General features: G+C 47.0%; 21 protein-coding genes. 6 read left to right on the plus strand and 15 right to left on the minus strand.

The genetic code is table 11. The annotated features are described in order from the left end of the window. Positions 1 to 294 precede the first annotated feature (294 nt). Positions 295 to 1,788, plus strand: a complete 1,494-nt coding sequence (locus tag ACRPK8_RS11725; protein WP_432238373.1) for a peptide MFS transporter — start codon at positions 295 to 297, stop codon at positions 1,786 to 1,788. 42 nt (positions 1,789 to 1,830) lie between these two features. On the opposite strand, the gene ACRPK8_RS11730 is transcribed toward ACRPK8_RS11725, so the two are convergent. Next, positions 1,831 to 3,087, minus strand: a complete 1,257-nt coding sequence (locus tag ACRPK8_RS11730; protein WP_432238374.1) for a purine/pyrimidine permease — start codon at positions 3,085 to 3,087, stop codon at positions 1,831 to 1,833. Positions 3,088 to 3,259: 172 nt separating this feature from the next. Here ACRPK8_RS11730 and ACRPK8_RS11735 point away from each other — a divergent pair, with 172 nt between their 5' ends. Further along, positions 3,260 to 3,955 carry an alpha/beta hydrolase gene (locus ACRPK8_RS11735; RefSeq protein ID WP_432238375.1) on the plus strand — a complete coding sequence of 232 codons (696 nt, stop codon included), beginning with the start codon at positions 3,260 to 3,262 and terminating at the stop codon, positions 3,953 to 3,955. 98 nt (positions 3,956 to 4,053) lie between these two features. Here the strand turns inward: ACRPK8_RS11735 and ACRPK8_RS11740 are convergent, their stop codons facing one another. The 5 genes from ACRPK8_RS11740 to ACRPK8_RS11760 all read right to left on the minus strand — a co-directional run bounded on the left by ACRPK8_RS11740 (position 4,054) and on the right by ACRPK8_RS11760 (position 10,027). Beyond that, entirely contained in the window at positions 4,054 to 4,989 is a 936-nt protein-coding gene (locus ACRPK8_RS11740) for a carbohydrate kinase family protein (protein WP_432238376.1), read from the minus strand. After that, positions 4,976 to 5,833 carry a PRD domain-containing protein gene (locus ACRPK8_RS11745; RefSeq protein WP_432238450.1) on the minus strand — a complete coding sequence of 286 codons (858 nt, stop codon included), beginning with the start codon at positions 5,831 to 5,833 and terminating at the stop codon, positions 4,976 to 4,978. The genes ACRPK8_RS11740 and ACRPK8_RS11745 overlap by 14 nt, the downstream gene beginning before the upstream one ends. A 110-nt stretch (positions 5,834 to 5,943) precedes the next feature. Continuing rightward, positions 5,944 to 7,356 carry a sucrose-specific PTS transporter subunit IIBC gene (locus tag ACRPK8_RS11750; RefSeq protein ID WP_432238377.1) on the minus strand — a complete coding sequence of 471 codons (1,413 nt, stop codon included), beginning with the start codon at positions 7,354 to 7,356 and terminating at the stop codon, positions 5,944 to 5,946. Between the two features lie 169 nt (positions 7,357 to 7,525). Further along, positions 7,526 to 8,329: an endonuclease/exonuclease/phosphatase family protein gene (locus ACRPK8_RS11755; protein ID WP_432238378.1), complete on the minus strand. Its 804-nt coding sequence runs from the start codon at positions 8,327 to 8,329 to the stop codon at positions 7,526 to 7,528. 87 nt (positions 8,330 to 8,416) lie between these two features. Beyond that, positions 8,417 to 10,027 carry a PTS transporter subunit IIBC gene (locus ACRPK8_RS11760; RefSeq protein ID WP_432238451.1) on the minus strand — a complete coding sequence of 537 codons (1,611 nt, stop codon included), beginning with the start codon at positions 10,025 to 10,027 and terminating at the stop codon, positions 8,417 to 8,419. Positions 10,028 to 10,339: 312 nt separating this feature from the next. Between ACRPK8_RS11760 and ACRPK8_RS11765 the strand changes: the two genes are divergently transcribed. Next, on the plus strand, positions 10,340 to 10,621 hold the full coding sequence (locus ACRPK8_RS11765) for a helix-turn-helix domain-containing protein (protein ID WP_432238379.1): 282 nt from the start codon (positions 10,340 to 10,342) through the stop codon (positions 10,619 to 10,621). Positions 10,622 to 10,676: 55 nt separating this feature from the next. Here the strand turns inward: ACRPK8_RS11765 and queF are convergent, their stop codons facing one another. From queF to ACRPK8_RS11810, 9 genes are all read right to left on the minus strand, one after another. After that, entirely contained in the window at positions 10,677 to 11,165 is a 489-nt protein-coding gene (gene queF / locus ACRPK8_RS11770; RefSeq protein WP_035412002.1) for a preQ(1) synthase, read from the minus strand. Between the two features lie 13 nt (positions 11,166 to 11,178). Next, complete coding sequence (gene queE, locus ACRPK8_RS11775; RefSeq protein WP_432238380.1) at positions 11,179 to 11,895, minus strand: 7-carboxy-7-deazaguanine synthase QueE; 717 nt, start codon at positions 11,893 to 11,895, stop codon at positions 11,179 to 11,181. Next, positions 11,892 to 12,347 (minus strand): 6-carboxytetrahydropterin synthase QueD, encoded by a 456-nt coding sequence (queD, locus tag ACRPK8_RS11780; protein WP_023469724.1) that lies wholly within the window; start codon positions 12,345 to 12,347, stop codon positions 11,892 to 11,894. Before queD ends, queE begins: the two co-directional genes overlap by 4 nt. After that, entirely contained in the window at positions 12,344 to 13,000 is a 657-nt protein-coding gene (queC, locus tag ACRPK8_RS11785) for a 7-cyano-7-deazaguanine synthase QueC (RefSeq protein ID WP_023469723.1), read from the minus strand. The genes queD and queC overlap by 4 nt, the downstream gene beginning before the upstream one ends. Positions 13,001 to 13,171: 171 nt before the next feature. After that, positions 13,172 to 13,822, minus strand: a complete 651-nt coding sequence (gene bshB2 / locus ACRPK8_RS11790; RefSeq protein ID WP_432238381.1) for a bacillithiol biosynthesis deacetylase BshB2 — start codon at positions 13,820 to 13,822, stop codon at positions 13,172 to 13,174. Continuing rightward, complete coding sequence (locus ACRPK8_RS11795) at positions 13,819 to 14,187, minus strand: YojF family protein (RefSeq protein ID WP_432238382.1); 369 nt, start codon at positions 14,185 to 14,187, stop codon at positions 13,819 to 13,821. Before ACRPK8_RS11795 ends, bshB2 begins: the two co-directional genes overlap by 4 nt. Before the next feature lie 61 nt (positions 14,188 to 14,248). Continuing rightward, a complete protein-coding gene (pdxK, locus tag ACRPK8_RS11800; RefSeq protein WP_432238383.1) occupies positions 14,249 to 15,064 on the minus strand; it encodes a pyridoxine/pyridoxal/pyridoxamine kinase in 816 nt (271 codons plus the stop codon). 131 nt (positions 15,065 to 15,195) lie between these two features. Next, entirely contained in the window at positions 15,196 to 16,200 is a 1,005-nt protein-coding gene (locus tag ACRPK8_RS11805) for an inorganic phosphate transporter (protein ID WP_432238384.1), read from the minus strand. A gap of 16 nt (positions 16,201 to 16,216) precedes the next feature. Further along, positions 16,217 to 16,834: a DUF47 domain-containing protein gene (locus tag ACRPK8_RS11810; RefSeq protein ID WP_053452091.1), complete on the minus strand. Its 618-nt coding sequence runs from the start codon at positions 16,832 to 16,834 to the stop codon at positions 16,217 to 16,219. 318 nt (positions 16,835 to 17,152) lie between these two features. On the opposite strand from ACRPK8_RS11810, the gene cbpA reads away from it, so the two are divergent. The 3 genes from cbpA to ACRPK8_RS11825 all read left to right on the plus strand — a co-directional run bounded on the left by cbpA (position 17,153) and on the right by ACRPK8_RS11825 (position 19,547). Continuing rightward, a complete protein-coding gene (gene cbpA / locus ACRPK8_RS11815) occupies positions 17,153 to 17,791 on the plus strand; it encodes a cyclic di-AMP binding protein CbpA (RefSeq protein ID WP_432238385.1) in 639 nt (212 codons plus the stop codon). A 60-nt stretch (positions 17,792 to 17,851) separates the two neighbouring features. Then, complete coding sequence (locus tag ACRPK8_RS11820) at positions 17,852 to 18,622, plus strand: pyrroline-5-carboxylate reductase family protein (RefSeq protein WP_432238386.1); 771 nt, start codon at positions 17,852 to 17,854, stop codon at positions 18,620 to 18,622. A 367-nt stretch (positions 18,623 to 18,989) separates the two neighbouring features. Continuing rightward, positions 18,990 to 19,547, plus strand: a complete 558-nt coding sequence (locus ACRPK8_RS11825; protein ID WP_432238387.1) for a TetR/AcrR family transcriptional regulator — start codon at positions 18,990 to 18,992, stop codon at positions 19,545 to 19,547. The last annotated feature ends 12 nt before the right edge of the window (positions 19,548 to 19,559 follow it).

Raw genomic sequence — 19,559 nt, forward strand, 5'->3', positions numbered from 1 at the left:
TCATAGAACAAGGCCCTCGAAACGACTACACGTTTCGAGGGCCTTTCGTTTATGAAACTGAGTTATGTCCCAGCCTCTTTTTGTTATTTTCGTAATATAAATAATATTTGACACGTCAAATGATTTGCGGTTGAATGGTAAAGTGCTGTCTCATATATAAAAAAAGAAGTGAGACAATTCAGGCAAAACAGTGTATTTGTTTCCCATCTGTTTCGACATGCTTATGGTTTGGGGAAAGCGGGAAAAGATGATGGATTATGCACTTATTCAAGGCAGACGAAAGGAGCCGATCATATGGCAGATTTTGATCGCGATCAGGTCTATAAGACCGTTCCGCAAAAAGGATTCTTCGGAAATCCGAAAGGGTTGTTCACCCTCTTCTTCACGGAGTTTTGGGAGCGTTTCTCCTACTATGGCATGCGTGCCATCCTTATTTTCTACATGTACGATTCGGTCGCAAATGGCGGTCTAGGGATTGACAAGACGACTGCTGCGTCCATCATGGCTGTTTACGGCTCACTCGTCTACATGTCGGGGATCATCGGTGGTTGGGTTGCTGACCGCTTACTCGGTACGTCGAGGACCGTCTTCTATGGTGGTATCTTGATCATGCTGGGTCATATCGTTTTAGCATTACCAGCAGGGATCACCGCTCTCTTCATCTCGATGGGACTGATTGTCATCGGTACAGGTTTCTTGAAACCGAACGTATCGAATATCGTTGGTGATTTGTACAGTAAGACGGATAACCGTCGTGATGCTGGATTCAGTATCTTCTACATGGGAATCAACGCCGGGGCGTTCCTTTCACCACTCATCGTTGGTGAAGTGGCTGACCGCGGTGGATATCATGCCGGTTTCGCATTAGCCGCTATTGGTATGTTCGCAGGTCTCGTCGTCTTCGTCCTGACGAAGAAGAAAAACTTAGGGCAGGCGGGTACGTACGTCTTGAATCCATTGGAAGGGGAAGAGAAAAAACGGTTTATCACGATTGCGTCAATCGTTGTCGTTGCGATTATTGCACTTGGTGTGATTTCATCGCTGACAGGACTTCTGACGATTTCTCGTTTTACGCTAATGGTTACGTTCCTCGGAATCTTGATTCCGATCGTATACTTCACTGTCATGCTTCGGAGTCCGAAAATCACGGGGGATGAACGGTCGCGTTTGATTGCCTATATTCCGTTGTTCATCGCAGCAGCGATTTTCTGGGCAATTCAGGAACAGGGTTCATACGTCCTCTCGATCTTTGCGAGTGAACGGACGAATTTGTCATTCCTAGGATTCGAGATTCAACCGGCCTTCTTCCAATCGTTGAATCCACTTTTCATCATCGTATTGGCACCGGTGTTTGCGAGTTTCTGGGTCAAACTAGGGGATCGTCAACCGACGACGATGCAAAAATTCTCGTTCGGTTTACTGTTTGCAGGGCTTTCCTTCATCGTCATGACATTACCGGGGATCCTGTTTGGTGTTGATACGACAGTCAGTCCGCTCTGGCTCGCGCTTAGTTTCTTCCTCGTCGTCATCGGTGAACTCTTCTTGTCACCAGTTGGATTGTCAGCGACGACCAAACTCGCACCTGCAGCATTCTCCGCTCAAACGATGAGTTTGTGGTTCTTGACGAACGCAACAGGACAAGCGGTCAACGCACAGATCGTTAAGTACTATACGAATGATACGGAGATTATGTACTTTGGTATCACAGGTATCGTAGCCGTCCTGTTCGGCTTACTCCTGTTCGCGTTTGCACCAAGACTTCAAAAATATATGCGCGGTATTCGTTGATACAAGAAAAAGACGCTTTCTCGGCCGAGAAAGCGTCTTTTTTTAATCATTCGTCCGAATATGACGTAGACCTTCTGCCAGCAAAGCAACTAATGTCCCGAGGACGAGACCATTCGACATCAGTGTCGTAACGAGCGGCGGTAAGTCTGCCGTTGCGCCTTTCGGTAATAACAACGCCCCAATTCCGACGAGGACAGGAAGACCGACGGTAATCATCGCTGTTTGCCGATTCAAATCACGTGCGGCTTCCGTGACACCGATGATTGCCATGCCGGCAACGATCGGTGCAACCATCGCATAACCGACAGCAACAGGAATTTTAGCAATCAATCCGACGAATGGTGTGACGATACTGAGGAATAGACACGTGATATTTGCATAGACGAAGGCTTTCCGGTCCGTATTATCGGTTGATGCGATGAATCCGGCCGTACCGGAAATCGCAACCGGACCGACCGTTCCGAATAGACCGGCGAACAATTGCCCGATTCCGGCAGTGATACCGGCTGTACCAACTTGTCCTTTGACCGTCTCACCGCGCTTCGCACTGATGATCCGTTCAATGACTTTGATGTTGGCTAAAACATTCGTCATCAAGAGTAACGAAATGATGAGGGCAGTCGGTAACAGGCTCCAGTCGACATGAATTCCGCCAAATGGTAACAGGTCAGGTAAAGTAAACAAAGGACCATCGAAGTTCGGCATCTCGGCACGACCGATCAGGGCAAACATACTCCAACCGACGAGTAGTGTGATCAATAGAGCGTATTGCCGCAAACGGTCACTGCGCTCGAGGTAGAGGGAAATCAAGACGGTCAGAACCGAGATGACGGCAGGTAATACTTGAATACGTCCATTCTCAATATTGAGTAGACCTTTCATGACAGAGCCGGACAGTTGTGCTGAAAGTAATAACATGTAGACACCGATGACTTGCGGTGTGAAAAGCGGTACCAATCGCCGGAGGATTCCGGTCATCGTCAAGAGAATGCAGATGATGCCACTGAGTAACAGCAAGAAACCGAGTGACTGCAATGTATTCGAATAACTGCCATACAGTGTGACACCAATCGACGAATACAGCGCAAACACACCCCACCAAATACCGGCGGGTCCTTCCATGATGGGAAGACGGTGTCCAAGCAGAACTTGGAAGAGACTTAAGATGGCAAAGACGAATAGACAACGAGATAAGAAAGAAAGCGTCTCGGCACCCGATAGTTCAAACGATGCAGCGATGGCCAGGGGCGGGGCAATGTTGGTACAGATGATGAATAAAAACCATTGAATCGTAGACACGAGGGTACGCGGCAAAACGTGAATCTCCTTTCAAAAAACAATATTGGTTTCATCTTAAACCAATTTGTGAAAAAGAGATAGGTATGCTTACAATGACTGAAAATTCTAATATTTGTTTTCATATGTGATTTAACACATAATAATAGATATAATGGGAAGGGGAGGGAATGACATGAAAAAATGGAGTATCCGAATCATTGGAACGATTGCTGCATTGCTTGCGTTGCTTATCTTTGCCTTCATGATTTGGGCACAATTCGATTATGATGCAACTCCGCAAGCAGAGTCGTATGTCGAAACAGAAGCACCACGTTTAGTGACGTTTGGCAAGGAAACGAGTGAAATCGGATTTATTTTTTATCAAGGGGCAAAAGTGGATGCTGTCGCTTACAGTTATTATGGTGAGCAACTAGCAAAAGACGGACATTTCGTTGCGATTCCGAAGCTTCCTTTTCGGATTGCCTTGCTCGATGCGAACAAAGGTCTCGCTATCATCGAAGATTATCCGGAGGTTAAACAGTGGTATTTGATCGGACATTCACTCGGTGGAAGCGCGGCTTCAACGATCGTCGGGCAGAATCCGAAGATTAAAGGAATCATTTTCCTTGCTTCATATCCGATTGATTCGATCGATGCACCTTCTCTGACGATTTATGGCGGGCGAGATGGTGTCTTACCGGTTGCAGATATCGAAAAAAGTAAGCAGGACCTGCGTAAAAATGCGGTATTTCATGAAATTGAGCAGGGAAACCATGCGAACTTCGGCATGTACGGTCGACAAAAAGGGGATAACAACAGTCCATTAACGCCAAAAGAACAACAGGATGAGGCGTTAGACGAAATCAAACAGTTCATCAGTACACCGTAACCATCACTGGAAACACAACATATAGCGATCAAATAAAAGGATGGAAAGTGCCAGGACGTTGTCGAGGCACCTTCCATCCTTTAGGCATAGGAGGGAATTCAATTCAAACGATGGGCAACTTCGTCAAGCGTTGGCAAAGCGGCCATTGCGCCTTTGACAGAAGCAGCAAGTCCACCTGAAATCGCTGCAAAGCGTCCGATATCATGAAGTTCCTCTGCTGACCAATCGAATGAAAAATTACGCAGGGCACATTGATAGAGTAAACCGGACATGAAAGCATCTCCGGCTCCTGTCGTATCGATGGCGTCGACGGCAATCGCATCGATGACAGCCATCGTACGATCCGTATACAGAATCGATCCTTCGCTTCCCCGCGTGATGGCAAGAAGACGGATTGGATATTCAGCTAACAATTCGGCAGCCCCATCATCAAGATCCGTTTGTCCTGTTAAAAATGTCAATTCTTCCTCGGCGAGCTTAACGATTTGGGCATCCGGTAAAACAGACCGGATCGTCGTTCGTGCCTCGTCAAGATTCGGCCAAAGGGATTCTCGTAAATTGGGATCATAGGAGATCGTGACATGCTGTTCTTTTGCACGTTCGATTGCTTTTCTCGTCGCTGCGACGGCTTCACCGGTGATCAACGAGATGGAACCGATATGCAGTAAGTCGACAGACGCGAAATCTTTCGGAACATGCGTTTCGTGGAAGTGCATATCGGCGCGCTCCGCATTGATGAACTCGAAGGACCGTTCACCATCCTGACCGTTCGTAACGAGTACAAGTCCTGTTTTTTGCGTTGCATCGTGGACGAGATAATCGGTACGTACACCATAGTGATGTAACGTATCTTTCAAAAAATGTCCCATCGAATCATCACCGACTGCTCCGAGGAAATAACTTGCGGCGCCTAGACGGGCGAGTCCGACGGAGACATTGGCAGGGGCACCTCCTGGATTTTTTTGAAACGTCATGTTCTCGGCATCAAGAGGAATCAAGTCGATCAAGGCTTCCCCTAAACTATAGATTTTCATACGTAGAACTCCTTTCAAGGTCGGGACGAATACGTTCAATGTGTAGAGCCATATAACCGATCTCCGATTCGGGGACATGTGTATCCAGTTCGATCGTCAGCCAATTCCCCATTTGACTGGCGCAGGCATACGCAGCGGCATAACGTGTTTTGACAGCAGATAGAATCACATCATCCATGTCGTGTAACGTCTCTCCTTGTTCGAGTCGTGCGAGGACCAACTTCATATGCGTGAAAAAGCGATAGTACGTCATCGATGATGTCTCGATCGTCTGTCCGAAGAAGACTTCAATCTGTTCACGCAGTTCATTGAGTAGCGTGACCGTTTGCAAAGCGGTTGCCATGTTCGGATGGGTTTGACGCGCATTATACAAGTGAAGTGCGATATTTGCTGCTTCTTCTTTTGGTAAGGTGACCTGTAGGGCGCGTTCGATTTCAAGAACGGCCCATTCTCCGATTGCATACTCGGGTCCATATAAAAGGCGGATCTCTTCTGCCAATCGATTGTGTACGACGAGTTGTTCCCGAGCGAGTCGTACAGCGTGAGCCAGATGGTCCGTCAGACTGACATGAATGTAGTCATGAAACGGTGTGTGTAACTCCCCTTCCGCATGAGAGATGATACGTTCCGACAAATCGATGATCTCGAGTGGTGTCGTCGTCAGAATTTCTTTGAACTGCTCCGCGTTTTCAAACGAAGGAATGAACATTTTTTCAATCTTTGAAGCTTGAATCGGGTCTTTCTTCTTCTTCCCAAAGGCGATGCCGGGTCCCATGACGATTCGTTCCTGTCCGTTTTCCTTGATGACAACGGCATTGTTATTAAGGATCTTATGAATAATCAGCCTGACGTCCTCCTTTCTGGACTTTTCTTCATTATAGTGTGAATCCTGTCGGTTTGAGAACCGACAAATGCGACCGCCGGGTCATAGACCCGGCCTGGTCGCATGGAGGATTAAGCAGCAACGTTCGTTTCTTTTTGTTTACGTGCATCAAGACGCATCAGGACGACAGTTGAAACGAATGCTGTTACGACGGCGATGGCAAAGCCAACGAGATAATTGATCAAGTTCGAAGCACCAAGCGGGGCAACGATTGCAATCATCGGAATACCAGTTAATCCGTAAGCGTTCGCAGCCACTTGCGTCAAGACGACATATCCACCACCGATCGCGCCACCGATGGCACCACCGATGAATGGTTTTCCAAGACGTAAGTTGACACCGTAGATGACGGGTTCCGTAATTCCTAAAAATGCCGAGAATGCAGACGGCAGAGCGAGGGCTTTGAGTTTAACGTTCTTCGTCAGGAAGTAGACGGCGAGTCCGGCACCACCTTGGGCGACGTTCGCCATCGACCAGATCGGTAAGAGGAAGTTCTTCCCGATGCTCTTATCAGCAAGCAACCCGGCTTCGATCGCATGGAAACTGTGGTGCATTCCCGTGATGACGATTGTTGAGTACAGTCCACCGAAGAGGAGACCAGCGACAACCGAGAACTGTTCGTAGAAGAAGACAAGTACGAATGAGATGCCTTTTCCGAGTAACGTACCGATCGGACCAATGACGATTAACGCTAGAAATCCAGTGACGAGGACCGTAACGAACGGTGTGACAAGCAGGTCGAGTGTTTCTGGCGTCCGCTTCCGGACTTGTTGTTCGATTTTTGCCATGACCCAAACGGTTAAGAGAACCGGGAAGACCGTTCCTTGATAACCGATCAACTCGATGTTCATTCCGAGGAATTTCATGACTTCCGGATCACTGTTTCCGAGCGTCCATGGATTCAAGAGGGACGGGTGTGTCATGATTCCCCCGATGACGGCACCGAGGTACGGGTTCGCACCGAATTCACGGGCTGCCGAGAAACCGATCAGAATCGGTAGGATGATGAAGGCAGAAGACGAGAACATGTCGAGCAGTTGAACGATCGGCGAATCACCATCCACCCAACCAAATGCTTTTATCATGCCGAGTAACCCCATTAAGAGACCGGCAGCGACGATAGCTGGAATGAGTGGAACGAAGACGTTCGAAAGCGAGCGGGCAAGACGGGCGAATGGATTTAGTTTTTGAGACGCTGCTTTTTTAACATCCAGCGGTTCCTCACCATCGACCTTTACGCCAGCGAGTGGTGCAAATGCAGCGAATACTTTATTGACGGTCCCGGTTCCGAAGATGATCTGGTATTGACCGGAACTTGAAAACGCACCACTGACACCCTCCAAGTCTTCCAGTGCCGCTTGATCTACTTTCGATTCATCATGCAAGACAAGGCGTAAACGTGTCGCGCAGTGAGCAGCCGTGATGATATTCTCGCGTCCACCAACCAGTTCGAGTACACGCTTAGCCGTTTGTTGATAATCCATTCCTAAGTCCTCCTTTTTTCATGAAACGTGCGAGAGGAGACAAAAAAAGGCAAGACCGAACGACACCTCTCCTAACGAGGCGTCATTTCGGTCTTGCCAGCCGTACTGTCACAATCCGCACTATTGATTTGATTTCATCATAAAGGAGAAAAGAAAGCGTTGTCAACACTCAGTTTTCATTTTTTTGAATCTGAATCTCGACCTCGACCCCGTAGTGATCGGAAACGACGGGTCCGTGAATCCCATCGAAGACGACACCGACACGTTCGACATTGATTTTCCGGTTCGAGAGGACAAGATCAATCCGTAGTCCCTGTTGATTGTCTTCCCATCCATCAATCGTTCCGTTAATCGTCTCCACACCGACAGTCTCTTTCGCAAGTAAAAAGACATCATGGAGTCCTCGCTGCATCATATAATCATAACCGGTACCACGTTCAAGGGCATCGTTGTTGAAGTCACCGAGGAACAGCGTCCATTCGAGTGGATCCATTCGAGCCATCAAGTGGTTGAATTGCTCCTGGAACGGTTCTACTTCATCTGCCCACCAGCCGAGATGGCACGTGTTGAACGTAATCGGTGTTCCATCGACTTGGATTGTCGCACGGACGATTTTTCGAGATTTCCAGTCGAGCGTATCCTGACTGCGGCTGACATAATAACTGTCTGACTTCAAAATCGGATGTTTCGTCAAAAGGGCGAGTCCTTCTTCATATTGATCGTATCCGATATGGGCGAAATCCCAGACGAGCGAGTAGGTTTGACCTTGTTCCTCTAAAGCCTGCTGCATTAAATAAGCGAAGTTATCATTACGAATATTTTCATAGACGATCGGCGTATCCATCAATTGGCTGACTTCTTGCAATGCGATGACATCATAATCCTGCGCAAGGATTTGTTGAACGATTTGCTTTAATTTTTCACGTGGCTGTTCTTCCTGCCACGAATGACAGTTTAATGTGAGTAGACGCATGAGTGGTCCTCCTGATTTTTCAAATAAGAAAGGTGAAACTCTCATAAAAAGAGCTTCACCTTTAGATAGTTCCCTAATCTCGCAGGTTTATGCGCCGATCCGGTCTTGGATATCGGATTTTAGGATATCGGCTTTTGGACCATAGATGGCTTGCACGCCATTGTTCTTAAGGATCAATCCTAGCGCACCATTTGCTTTCCAGTCCGCTTCTTTTGCAACAAGCGAAGGATCTTTGACGGTAACACGGAGACGTGTCATACAGGCATCGACGTCTTCGATGTTCTGCTGCCCGCCAAGCAGATCAATGATTTGTGAAGCTTGCGAACCGTCAGCAGGAGCGGATGTTGCAGCAGCCTCGTTAGAAGCTTCAGTTGTCGATACGTTAATATCATCGAGATAGTTCCCATTCCGACCTGGTGTCGCATAGTTGAACTTCTTGATGACGAAGCGGAACGTAAAGAAGTTCAAGAAGAAGAAGAACACGCAGACGCCGATGAAGCGAATCAAATCCCCGATCAATCCGGCTTTTGCAATCAATGGAATCCGTGTCAGAAGTTCGATGGCACCGAATGCGTGAATGCGAAGATGCATGACATCCGCTAATGCAAAGGCAACACCAGTCAGTACGGCATAGATGACATAAAGAACAGGCGCGATGAACATGAACATGAATTCGATTGGCTCCGTGACACCTGTCAAGAAGACGGCAAGACCCGCAGATAAGAAGACCGGTTTGTACGCTTTTTTCTTATCTTCATCAACTGACATGTACATCGCGACAGCGACCCCGATCAGAGAAGCAAGGGAAGTGACGACTTGTCCTTCTTTGAAGCGGGCAGGAACGACACTGTTGATCAAATCATTGTAACCCTGTGTGTTTCCAGCTTGTTTCAAGTTGACGAGATCCGTGATCCAAGCAAGCCAAAGCGGATCTTGACCAGCGACTGTTGAACCTTGAGCAGCACCAGTCAAAATTTTATAGGTTCCACCGAGTTCCGTATAGTTCATTGGAACAGTCAACATATGGTGCAGACCGAACGGAAGCAGCAGACGTTCGAGTGTACCATAGACGAATGGAGCGATAATTGGTGCAGAGTCACGAGAAGAAGCAATCCAGCGTCCGAAGTCATTCAATAAACCTTGAACGAACGGCCAGACGAGTGATAAGACGAATGCGGCAACGACTGAACCACCGATGACGACAAATGGGACGAACCGTTTTCCGTTAAAGAAAGCAAGTGCATCTGGTAACTTGCTGAAGTTATAGAATTTATTAAAGAGCACGGCTCCGAGGAAACCAGAAATGATTCCGACGAAGACGCCCATATTAAGTGCAGGTGCACCTAGGACCGAAGTGAAATAATCTTTTACGATCAATTCAGAACCGAGTAAAGAATTGACAGTTGCTTTTGGATCTGCGACCATTTCGGCGTTGACACCAAAGATAGCACCTGTGACACGGTTGATTAAAATAAAGGCAAGTAGAGCGGCAAAAGCACCACCGGCACGTTCTTTCGCCCACGATCCACCGATTGCAACAGCGAACAGGACATGGAGATTCGTAATAATGGCCCAGCCCAAATCTTCAACGATTCGAGCAATCGTTTGCATTAATACGATGTCGCCTCCATACATGCCGATCAGTTTCCCGACCGAAATCATGATCCCCGCAGCGGGCATGACAGCGATGACGACCATCAGCGCTTTACCGAGTTTTTGCCAAAAATCGAACGAAATAGCATTCTTCAAGATCATTCACTCCTTTTGTATCTCTTTTTTCTCTCTATGTGTGTAGGAACAGTGCAATAATGTAAGCGATTAATGCAACCGTTTGCATTTAAAATTGTAAGCGATAACTTTTTAAAAAGCTAGTGTTTTATAAGAAAAACATTTGAAATTTTGTTTCGAATATAAAAGAAGAATGTACAAAAGTATTCAAATTTTAAAAAAGTGGGAATAAGACTACAGGAAATATCGTATGGTTTCGATAAGAAAGGATGTTTGAGGCGGATGAATGAAGGAGTGCGACCAATCGAACAGTACGGACAACGGATTCGGACATTGCGTGAACGCCAACAGTTAGAGCAACAGGTGTTAGCTGAGTTGACTGAAACGACAGTGGAGATGATTCAGCGTATCGAGAGCAGCATCGCCCATCCCTCCTTTTCAATGATTGAACGATTGGCGCATGTCTTGCATGTCCCTTACGATCACTTGCTGCGACACATTTGGCCACCTGAAGTCATTCGTCAGCATGCGAGCTCGACTTTAATCGATGTCCCTTCTAGTTGAACGAAAATGAAAAAAGAGGAACGGTGGAAAGATCCACTGTTCCTCTTTTGAGCGTTTAACGATTATCGACGGTCTCAGGGTAAAGGTCATGATTGAACAGACGATGTTCTGCCATCCGTTCATATTTTGTTCCGGGTTTTCCATAATTGTAGTACGGATCAATTGAGATTCCACCACGTGGCGTGAATTTACCCCATACCTCAAGGTAACGAGGTTCCATCAATTTCACGAGATCTTTTCCGATGACGTTGATGCAGTTCTCATGAAAATCACCATGATTACGGAAGCTGAATAAGTACAACTTCAGTGATTTTGATTCGACGAGTTTTTCGTCTGGGATGTACGAGATGTAAATCGTCGCGAAGTCCGGTTGATTCGTGATCGGACAAAGACTCGTGAACTCTGGTGCATTGAATTTCACGAAGTAATCATTTTCCGGGTGACGGTTCGGGAATGCTTCGAGAACTTCTGGTTGGTATTCAAAAATATATGGTACGGCTTTTTGGCCGAGTAACGATAAGTCGTTTAAATCTTCAGGTCGCATGAATCATTTCTCCTTAGACGCCACGATCGTTCGCGAAAACGAGGGCGTGTAGTTGTGGTAGGACGCGCGCATGATTGAAGCGTTCATCACGGGCGACGCGTTTCCAAAGTGTTTTTAAATCGTGTAGCATGCGTGGAGCGATCGTTCCTTCTTCATGCGGATCAGGATTACCGAGCGATAGATAAAGTGTCTTTAGCGCATATCGTTCTGAAATCATCGCTGCGAAGTCGAGGTCTTCCTCATTAAAGATGACGATTTTAACAGCACGCTGTTGTTCCGGTAAACGTTTAAAAAAGACATCCAAGCGATCGAAATCAATCTTCATCCCACTTGAAGGTGGTTTAGGGCTAAGTGTGACATCATCGATATCAAGCAACCAATTTTGCCAGTAGGAACCTTGTGTCTCGACCGACATCGTGATGTTTCGTTCTTTTAATGCGTCAACGAGCGTACCGATTGAAGCATGAAGCAACGGATTGCCACCGGAAATCGTGACATGTCCGTAAGAGCCGAGTGCGTCAAGGCGTTCGATGATCGTCTCAGCCGTCAACAGTTCCGGTTTTTCAGTACCGTCCCATGTGAAGGCGGAGTCACACCACGAACAGGAGTAGTCGCATCCGCCGGTCCGGACGAACATCGTTTTTTGACCAATCGATCGTCCTTCGCCTTGGAAGGTTGGTCCGAAAATCTCGAGAACCGGAATTTTTGGTATTTTTGTTAAGGCACTCATGCTTCGTTCATCCACTCACGACGGACTTCAGCAAAAGCAGTCGGTGTCTCATAGAGCTTGACGAATTCGACACGAAGTCCACGCTCATCCGGAAGATGTTGTCCGAGTGTCTCGAAAATCCAGGCTGCCATGTTTTCAGCTGTCGTATTCATGTATGGTAACGATTCATTCAGGTAGCGGTGATCCAATAGTGGTTCGAGATGTGTCTTGAAGATTTTTTTGAGGTCACCAAAATCGAGTGTCATACCGCGGTGATCCAGAAAACCGCTGATCCCCATATCGACATGATACGTGTGACCATGAAGGGCACGGCATTTTCCGTCGTAATCATAGAGGTGGTGCGCTGCGTCGAACGTCAGTTTTTTTACGATCATGACGCGGGATTTCGTATAGATAAGCGAGTCGCCAGTCGGGCGCTCGACCGTTTCAGGTGCTTCGTAATTGAATGTCATGTGTGTTGAACCTCCTTGATGTATGCATCTAATCCATTTTTCCGTAATTCACAGGCTGGGCATTCACCGCAACCATCTCCAATGACGCCGTTGTAACACGTCAACGTGCGATTTCGAACGAAATCAAACGCACCGAGCGAATCGGCAAGCGCCCACGTCTCTTTTTTGTCGAGCCACATGAGTGGCGTGTGAAGTACGAATGGATAGTCCATCGCAAGGTTCAATGTCACGTTGAGTGACTTGATGAAGGCATCACGGCAGTCCGGATAACCGGAAAAGTCCGTTTCACATACGCCAGTGACGATATGACGGATTCCGCGTCCTTTCGCAAGGACGGCTGCGAACGAAAGAAACAGATGATTTCGTCCATCTACGAAAGTAGAAGGAAGACCATCTTCGTTCGTCGTGATGGTTTGGCTGTGGTCAGTCAAGGCGTTACTCGTCAGTTGACTGAGAAGAGAGAGATCGAGTTCATGGTGTTTGACACCGAGCTCAGAGGCGATGTCGCGTGCGACTTCGAGTTCCTGTGCATGACGTTGTCCGTAATTAAACGTCACGACTTCGACTTCTTCGTACTGTTTCAATGCCTGAAACAGACAAGTCGTTGAGTCTTGGCCGCCACTGAAGACGACAAGAGCACGTTCGTTTTTCATAATGTACACTTCCATTCCTAGTTTTTATAACGGAGGAGGTTACGAACTCCGGAGACATAGTCTCAACTATTCACACTAGCAGAAGCCAACAGAAAAGTCGACGTTTTCTGATGAAGACAAAAAAAGAGATGCTGATCGTCGCTTAGGCGATCGGCATCTCTTAATAGAAGATTAGAGCGGATAGTGGTAATAACGTTCTTTGACGAGCAGGTCACGAATGTTCGAGTCTTCCGAGATGACTTTCATCAGACCACCTGTTTGTGAAGCGTGTGCTTCGAGTGCCTTGATCTTTTGCTCCGTATAAGCACTGACATCATGGATGAACGTCCCTTCTCCAAGTTCTGCTTTCGTGTTGTTCGCAAAAGCGACCGCAAGGAACTCAGGGCGATCGGCAGGGTCCATCATCCGGAGTGCCCGAACGACGGCACGAGCTGTCGCTTCATGGTCAGGGTGGACCGCGTAACCCGGATAAAATGAAATCAAACGAGTTGGTCGTGTCTGTTGAATCAAGGCAAGGATCCGGTCGGCAAGCGCCGCTTCATCCTCGAATTCAACGGTCTTATCGCGAAGTCCCCACATTTGGAGATCCGAGATTTTCATTTTTTCAGCTGCATCGATCAGTTCACGCTTGCGAATCGTCGCGAGCTGTTCCCGGTTCGTAAAGACAGGGCGTCCCATGTTGCGGCCCATTTCACCGAGTGTCAGACAAGCATATGTGACAGGACCACGATTTTCCGCGTGCTCGATGATCGTTCCGGCAGAACTGAACGCTTCGTCATCCGGGTGAGGGAAGACGACGAGTAAATGATCTTCGTGTGTCATGCGTCTACCTCCTCTGCACCTTGGGCGAATGGTGTCGGGCTGAGTTCAAAAGCAATCGCAAGACGCCCTTCGACATCATGTCCTGCAATCAATAATTGATCACCGACGAATTCGAAGTCGGTCAAGCCCTCACCATATAACCAACCATGTGCTAGCTTCAAACCGATCCGGTAAGGTCCGTTTCCTGTGATCAGACCGCGTTCATATGTGATTTCCGCATTACGGAAAAACATCCCTGCGCTATGGAAAGTCGGATCTTGGTGTGTCGCGTAGGCCCCGTTCGTCGTCTCGACGTGTACATATAACGGTGTATGCGCATGTTCGTCGATATAACGCTGTATCTCTTGTAAATCAATGGCTTGCATGAACAATTCTCCTCTCCTATACAGAAAGAAGTCCGCGGATATCGCGGACTTCTTAAGCGGATCAAGACTGGACTGTACGATGTGCAGCGTGATCAGTTGGTCCGACGTATTCATTCAAACGGAATGAATGACGAATCGCGGAAGTGATGAAAGATTTTGCTGTACGGACAGCAGCTTCTACCGATGCACCTTTTGCGAGTTCGGCCGTGATTGCTGCAGAATACGTGCAGCCGGCACCGTGCGTGTACGGTGTCTCGATTCGTTCGTCCTCAATCAGGATAAACTCTTTTCCATCATAAAGCACGTCAACTGCTTGTGGATGATCAATCTTACTGCCACCTTTGACAAGAACGTATTGTGCACCTTTTTCGTGAATACGTGCTGCTGCAAGTTTCATCTCGTCAATTGTTGTCGGCGTTTTACCGAGACCTGACAGTTGTCCTGCTTCAAAGACATTCGGTGTGACGACTGTCGCGAGCGGTGTCAGGACATCACGAAGCGCATTCGCTGTATCCGGATTCAGGACCTCGTCTTCGCCTTTACAGACCATGACAGGATCGATGACGACGTTTTGGACGCCGGACGATTTGATTTTTTCAGCAACGGCTTCAATGATTTCGACAGTCGGGAGCATTCCCGTCTTCATCGCATCAACACCAATACCTCCGAGGACCGTGTGGATTTGTGTCCGGACGAGTTCTGTGTCGATTGGGTAAACCGCATGGTGCCAAGAGTGATCAGGGTCTTGAGCGACGATGACCGTCAAGGCATTCATTCCATAGACACCGAGTTCTTGGAATGTTTTTAGGTCAGCTTGAATACCAGCTCCACCACTCGTGTCGGAACCAGCAATCGTTAAGGCTTTACGTTTTGTCATGGGGCATTCCTCCTAAAGAAATAGACAATTCCTCTTGTTCTTCATCATAGCGAATTATGGGAAAAACAACAACTGTCGACGCTTCTGACGTATACAAAATCCCACCTACTCAAGTGTAGGCGGGGATGTCATTATTTAATGAATAAGAAATCAAGAATGTAATAGATCAGGGCAGCAAAAGCCATCGAAATCGGCAATGTGATGACCCACGTGATCAGCATACGTTGTGCCGTTCCCCACTTTACGCCTTTCTTACGGTGCGATGTACCTACACCCAAGATGGCAGAAGAGATGACGTGTGTCGTCGAAACCGGTAGGTGAATCGCTGTCGCCCCAAAGATGATCGCTGCAGATGTTAAGTCAGCTGCAACCCCGTTGACTGGACGAATCTTCATGATTTGACCACCGACCGTTTTGATGATGCGCCATCCACCAACGGATGTTCCGAGACCCATTGCGATCGCACAGGAAAGTTTAACCCAAGTGGCAACTTCATGATCCGTTTGGAAACCAGACGAAATCAAGGCGAGTGTAATGATCCCCATCGCTTTTTGCGCATCATTCGTACCATGTGTATACGATTGTAAAGCGGCAGTTGCGATTTGAACGTGACGGAAGCGACGATTCGTTTTCGCCAAGTTCCCTTTCTTAAAGATGATCTTAAAGATTGCATACACGATAAACCCAAGGGTGAAGGCAAGAATTGGTGAGAAGATTAAAGCTTGCACGATCTTCAAGAATCCTTTGACTTCAATGCCACCGAATCCTACTGATGCAACAGCAGCACCGGCAATCGAACCGATCAATGTATGTGACGAACTTGACGGAATACCGAAGTACCAAGTCAAGAGGTTCCAAGCAATCGCGGAAATCAAGGCAGCGATGACGACATAGCTGCCGTGTTCGAGTTTTGACGGGTCGACGATATCACCTGAGATCGTTTTTGCGACCCCAGTGAATGTGATCGCACCTAGGAAGTTCATCGATGCTGCCATGATGATGGCATGACGTGGTTTCAAAGCACGAGTCGACACCGAAGTCGCAATCGAGTTCGCTGTATCGTGGAAACCGTTGATGAAGTCGAAGCTAAGTGCAAGAATCACGATTATGGCGGTGATGATAAACAGGCTATCCATCTCGTTAGCTCCTCACTTAAGCGTTTTTCATGATGATCGTTTCAATGACGTTAGCTGCATCCTGGCAGTAGTCCGCGATTGATTCGAGCGATTCATAGATTTCTTTATATTGAATGATTTTAATCGGGTCTGTTTCTGTTGCGAACAATGCTTTGATCGATTTACGACGTAGGTTGTCACAAATCGTCTCTTGTTCTTTGATTTTGATGACGTGTTCACGCATCGGCTGTAATTTACGGGCAACAAGAAGATCCATTGCCATCGCGAGTTCTGAAACGGCGATGTTGATTTCATCGACGAATTTGATCATGTGCTCATCTGCTTGAACGATGTTGTAGATTTCGAAAATAGCGGAACATTCTTCGAAGCCGTCTAAGACGTCATCAAGTGCGTTTGCGAGTGCAAGTAAGTCTTCACGGTCGATTGGTGTAATGAACGCATTGTTCAAATCGATGATCAATTGGTGCATCAAATCGTCACCAGCTGTCTCGAAGTCTTTTACTTTATGGGCAAATTCTTTTACATCCGCGATGCCGTTGATTTTGAAATCAACGAAGAATTGCGAAGTCGTTTTTAAGTGTCCTGCGATTTCGGATAATTTGACTGCGAATGGATCTTGTTTTTTACTAAACATTTCTTCTGCCTCCATATTAAGAACAAGAATAGAATAGTGAAGTAACTTCACGAATTCGATTGTAGCAGACGGTATTGTAAAAGAATACATTTATGAAGCGTCTTTACGAAATCTTAATAAATCTTAATATGAAAGGGATTGAAGAATTAACAAATTGTCTGACAATGGAAATTTAAGTTGTATTTTATTGAATTTAATTGGATTACCCTTTGCTTGTAAGCGTGATAGGGCAGTATAAGTGGGAAAAGAGGATATGACGCACGAAAATCGAATGTTAAGATTAAGTCTGCGTGAATAGGAAAAGAGGAGGATTTTATTATGCTCGTTCAAAGTTTATGTATCCCGAAACATCAATGTGTCACGATTTCGGAGACAGCCACGATTCGGGAAGCGCTCGATACGCTTGAAAAGACCGGTTATCGATGTGTCCCTGTCCTTGATCAGACGGGACAAGGTTTTAAAGGGAATATCTATAAGATGCATATCTATCGTCACGGGATGAATGGCGGCAGTCTAGACGACAACGTCATGTCGCTGATCAAGAATACATCTAAATTCATCTATACAGGAAGTAATTTCTTTGAAGTCTTCTTCTCAATCAAGGAATTACCGTATATTGCCGTCTTAAATGATGATGGTCATTTCTTTGGCATCCTGCCGCACGGAAAGATGCTCGGCATGCTTGAAGAGGCATGGAATCGTGATTCTGGCAGCTATGTCCTGACAGTAGCCTTAAGCGAACAAAAAGGGGCACTTGAGAAGATTGCGAAGGTCATCAACAAGTATTCGACGGTAGCTAGTCTGATGACACTTGATGCGAAAAGTAGCGTCATGCGTCGCGTGTTGATTACGTTACCAACGGATTGTGATGAAAAGACGAAGAATAAAATCGTGAAGAAACTCGACGAAAAGGGACTTCGAGTCGTTGCTGTCGAAGATTTAGCCATTCGTGTATAATGGACCCGCACAAGACCAGTCATGACTGGTCTTTTTTTTAAGGGAAGGGAAGGATAGACGATGAAATTATTAGTAGTAGGAGCCGGCGCGATGAGTGAGTCGCTCGTAAAAGGATGGGTCGCTTCTGGATTTGCACAAGAAGATATCACGATGACGAATCGGAGTGGTGGAACACGCTTGACGGAAGTTGCAATGCGCCACGGTGTTCAAACAATCGAGCAGGAAGATGTCACCTTGTACGACCTCGTCATACTCGGTATGCAACCCGACGGCGTACTGGATTACGTTGCAAACCAACAATGGACGAATCAAACGATCGTGTCGATCGCTGCACATATTACACCAGACGAAATTGAACAGGTAATAGGTCGTCCGACAATTGCTGCGATGCCCAATACACCGGTAGCACATCGTTTAGGGATGACTGGACTATGGTTCGGCTCACACGTCGGCGAAGAGGAACGAAGTATAGTCGAGGCATTATTTGAACGAGTCGGAGAAATCGCAGAAGCCAATGAATCAACGATGCCTGCTTTCATGGCAGCGGCCGGATGCAGTCCTGCTTTCTTCTATGAAATCGTCGCAGGAATGGTGCCTGTCTTAGTCGATGCTGGTTTTGAAGCAGGGAATGCGCGGCGGATCGTCGCCCAAGCGATGAAAGGTTCAGCTGAAATTCTGATGCAGTCTGATGAGAGTACCGATCGACTCATCGCCGATGTAGCGGCGCCTGGTGGACCGACGGATCGTGGGGTTCAGGTGCTACGAGCACATCAACTCTTTGAAACGATGCAAGCAGCGTTACGCGAAAGTGCACGAGAAGCAGACGAATGATTCATAAGGGGTTGACTCAAAAAAGAATGACTCGTCTTTTCACGCCCTTTCCTCAGGCGAGAAACAAGCCAGTTTTCCTGCTTCGTTCAAGCAGGAAAGCGGGTCTTGTATGTCTCTGACAGCGCAAAAATGCGCTTTTTCCTGTAGGAGTGGCGTGTAATGCGTCATTCTTTTTTACGAGATAAGGGTGGCAGATCATCATTCTGCCACCCTTATCTGTGTAGAAACTGACTTTTGAGTCAGCCCCTTTTTGTTCACGGAAGTTTCACGTGAAACATAAGCAAAGCGATTGCATCTCAAAATCAAAATCCGTACACTGTAAAAAGAAACCGTCCAGACGGTACAGTAAAAAGAAAGGGGGAGACTTTTGGCCAGTGCAAAAGCGCAAGAGACACGTCGGCGGATTCTTGAGGCAACAACGACGATCATTTTGCAACAGGGATTCACTCAATTGACGCTTGAAGAAGTAGCGAAACAAGCAAAGGTGTCAAAAGGTGGACTTTTATATCATTTTGCTTCAAAAGAAGCGTTACTCATGGGTGTCATCGAAGCACAGGAAACGCGTCAACTTGAACTATATGAACAGCATCAGTTGACGATGGGACCGATGGAGGCATTTGTTACGTTACAAATCGAGCAGCAAGAAGAGTTCCATCTCGATATGGATGCGCTCCTGTACTTATTATCATTGCTTAAGGATCAGGCGACGTTCGTCGAGGAACGAAAGCGACAAGCGGAGCAGTTCTTTCATCAACTGACAGAACAGATGGATCCTGTTGAGGTATTAGCAATCCGCTTTACATTAGACGGCTTAAAACTGTCGGAGCATTTTCAGTTCGGGGCACCGTCGCAAGATGTGCGCCACCGATTGATTCAGAAATTAATGGAACGGGCACGACGACTAGACAAACAAATTGAAGAGTGAAGGAGAACCATA

This window comes from Exiguobacterium sp. TDN 0502 (assembly GCF_050846835.1).
Lineage (GTDB): Bacteria > Bacillota > Bacilli > Exiguobacteriales > Exiguobacteriaceae > Exiguobacterium_A.

Excerpts from the sequence above, each read along its gene's own strand:
- ACRPK8_RS11750 (WP_432238377.1), bottom strand. The coding sequence starts at position 7,356 with ATGGATTATCAACAAACGGCTAAGCGTGTACTCGAACTGGTTGGTGGA.
- ACRPK8_RS11810 (WP_053452091.1), bottom strand. The coding sequence starts at position 16,834 with ATGTTTAGTAAAAAACAAGATCCATTCGCAGTCAAATTATCCGAAATC.
- ACRPK8_RS11725 (WP_432238373.1), top strand. The coding sequence starts at position 295 with ATGGCAGATTTTGATCGCGATCAGGTCTATAAGACCGTTCCGCAAAAA.
- ACRPK8_RS11735 (WP_432238375.1), top strand. The coding sequence starts at position 3,260 with ATGAAAAAATGGAGTATCCGAATCATTGGAACGATTGCTGCATTGCTT.
- ACRPK8_RS11760 (WP_432238451.1), bottom strand. The coding sequence starts at position 10,027 with ATGGTCGTCATCGCTGTCATGCCCGCTGCGGGGATCATGATTTCGGTC.
- ACRPK8_RS11765 (WP_432238379.1), top strand. The coding sequence starts at position 10,340 with ATGAATGAAGGAGTGCGACCAATCGAACAGTACGGACAACGGATTCGG.
- ACRPK8_RS11795 (WP_432238382.1), bottom strand. The coding sequence starts at position 14,187 with ATGCAAGCCATTGATTTACAAGAGATACAGCGTTATATCGACGAACAT.
- cbpA (WP_432238385.1), top strand. The coding sequence starts at position 17,153 with ATGCTCGTTCAAAGTTTATGTATCCCGAAACATCAATGTGTCACGATT.
- pdxK (WP_432238383.1), bottom strand. The coding sequence starts at position 15,064 with ATGACAAAACGTAAAGCCTTAACGATTGCTGGTTCCGACACGAGTGGT.
- ACRPK8_RS11805 (WP_432238384.1), bottom strand. The coding sequence starts at position 16,200 with ATGGATAGCCTGTTTATCATCACCGCCATAATCGTGATTCTTGCACTT.
- queF (WP_035412002.1), bottom strand. The coding sequence starts at position 11,165 with ATGCGACCTGAAGATTTAAACGACTTATCGTTACTCGGCCAAAAAGCC.
- queE (WP_432238380.1), bottom strand. The coding sequence starts at position 11,895 with ATGAGTGCCTTAACAAAAATACCAAAAATTCCGGTTCTCGAGATTTTC.
- bshB2 (WP_432238381.1), bottom strand. The coding sequence starts at position 13,822 with ATGACACACGAAGATCATTTACTCGTCGTCTTCCCTCACCCGGATGAC.
- ACRPK8_RS11755 (WP_432238378.1), bottom strand. The coding sequence starts at position 8,329 with ATGCGTCTACTCACATTAAACTGTCATTCGTGGCAGGAAGAACAGCCA.
- ACRPK8_RS11820 (WP_432238386.1), top strand. The coding sequence starts at position 17,852 with ATGAAATTATTAGTAGTAGGAGCCGGCGCGATGAGTGAGTCGCTCGTA.
- queD (WP_023469724.1), bottom strand. The coding sequence starts at position 12,347 with ATGACATTCAATTACGAAGCACCTGAAACGGTCGAGCGCCCGACTGGC.
- ACRPK8_RS11740 (WP_432238376.1), bottom strand. The coding sequence starts at position 4,989 with ATGAAAATCTATAGTTTAGGGGAAGCCTTGATCGACTTGATTCCTCTT.
- queC (WP_023469723.1), bottom strand. The coding sequence starts at position 13,000 with ATGAAAAACGAACGTGCTCTTGTCGTCTTCAGTGGCGGCCAAGACTCA.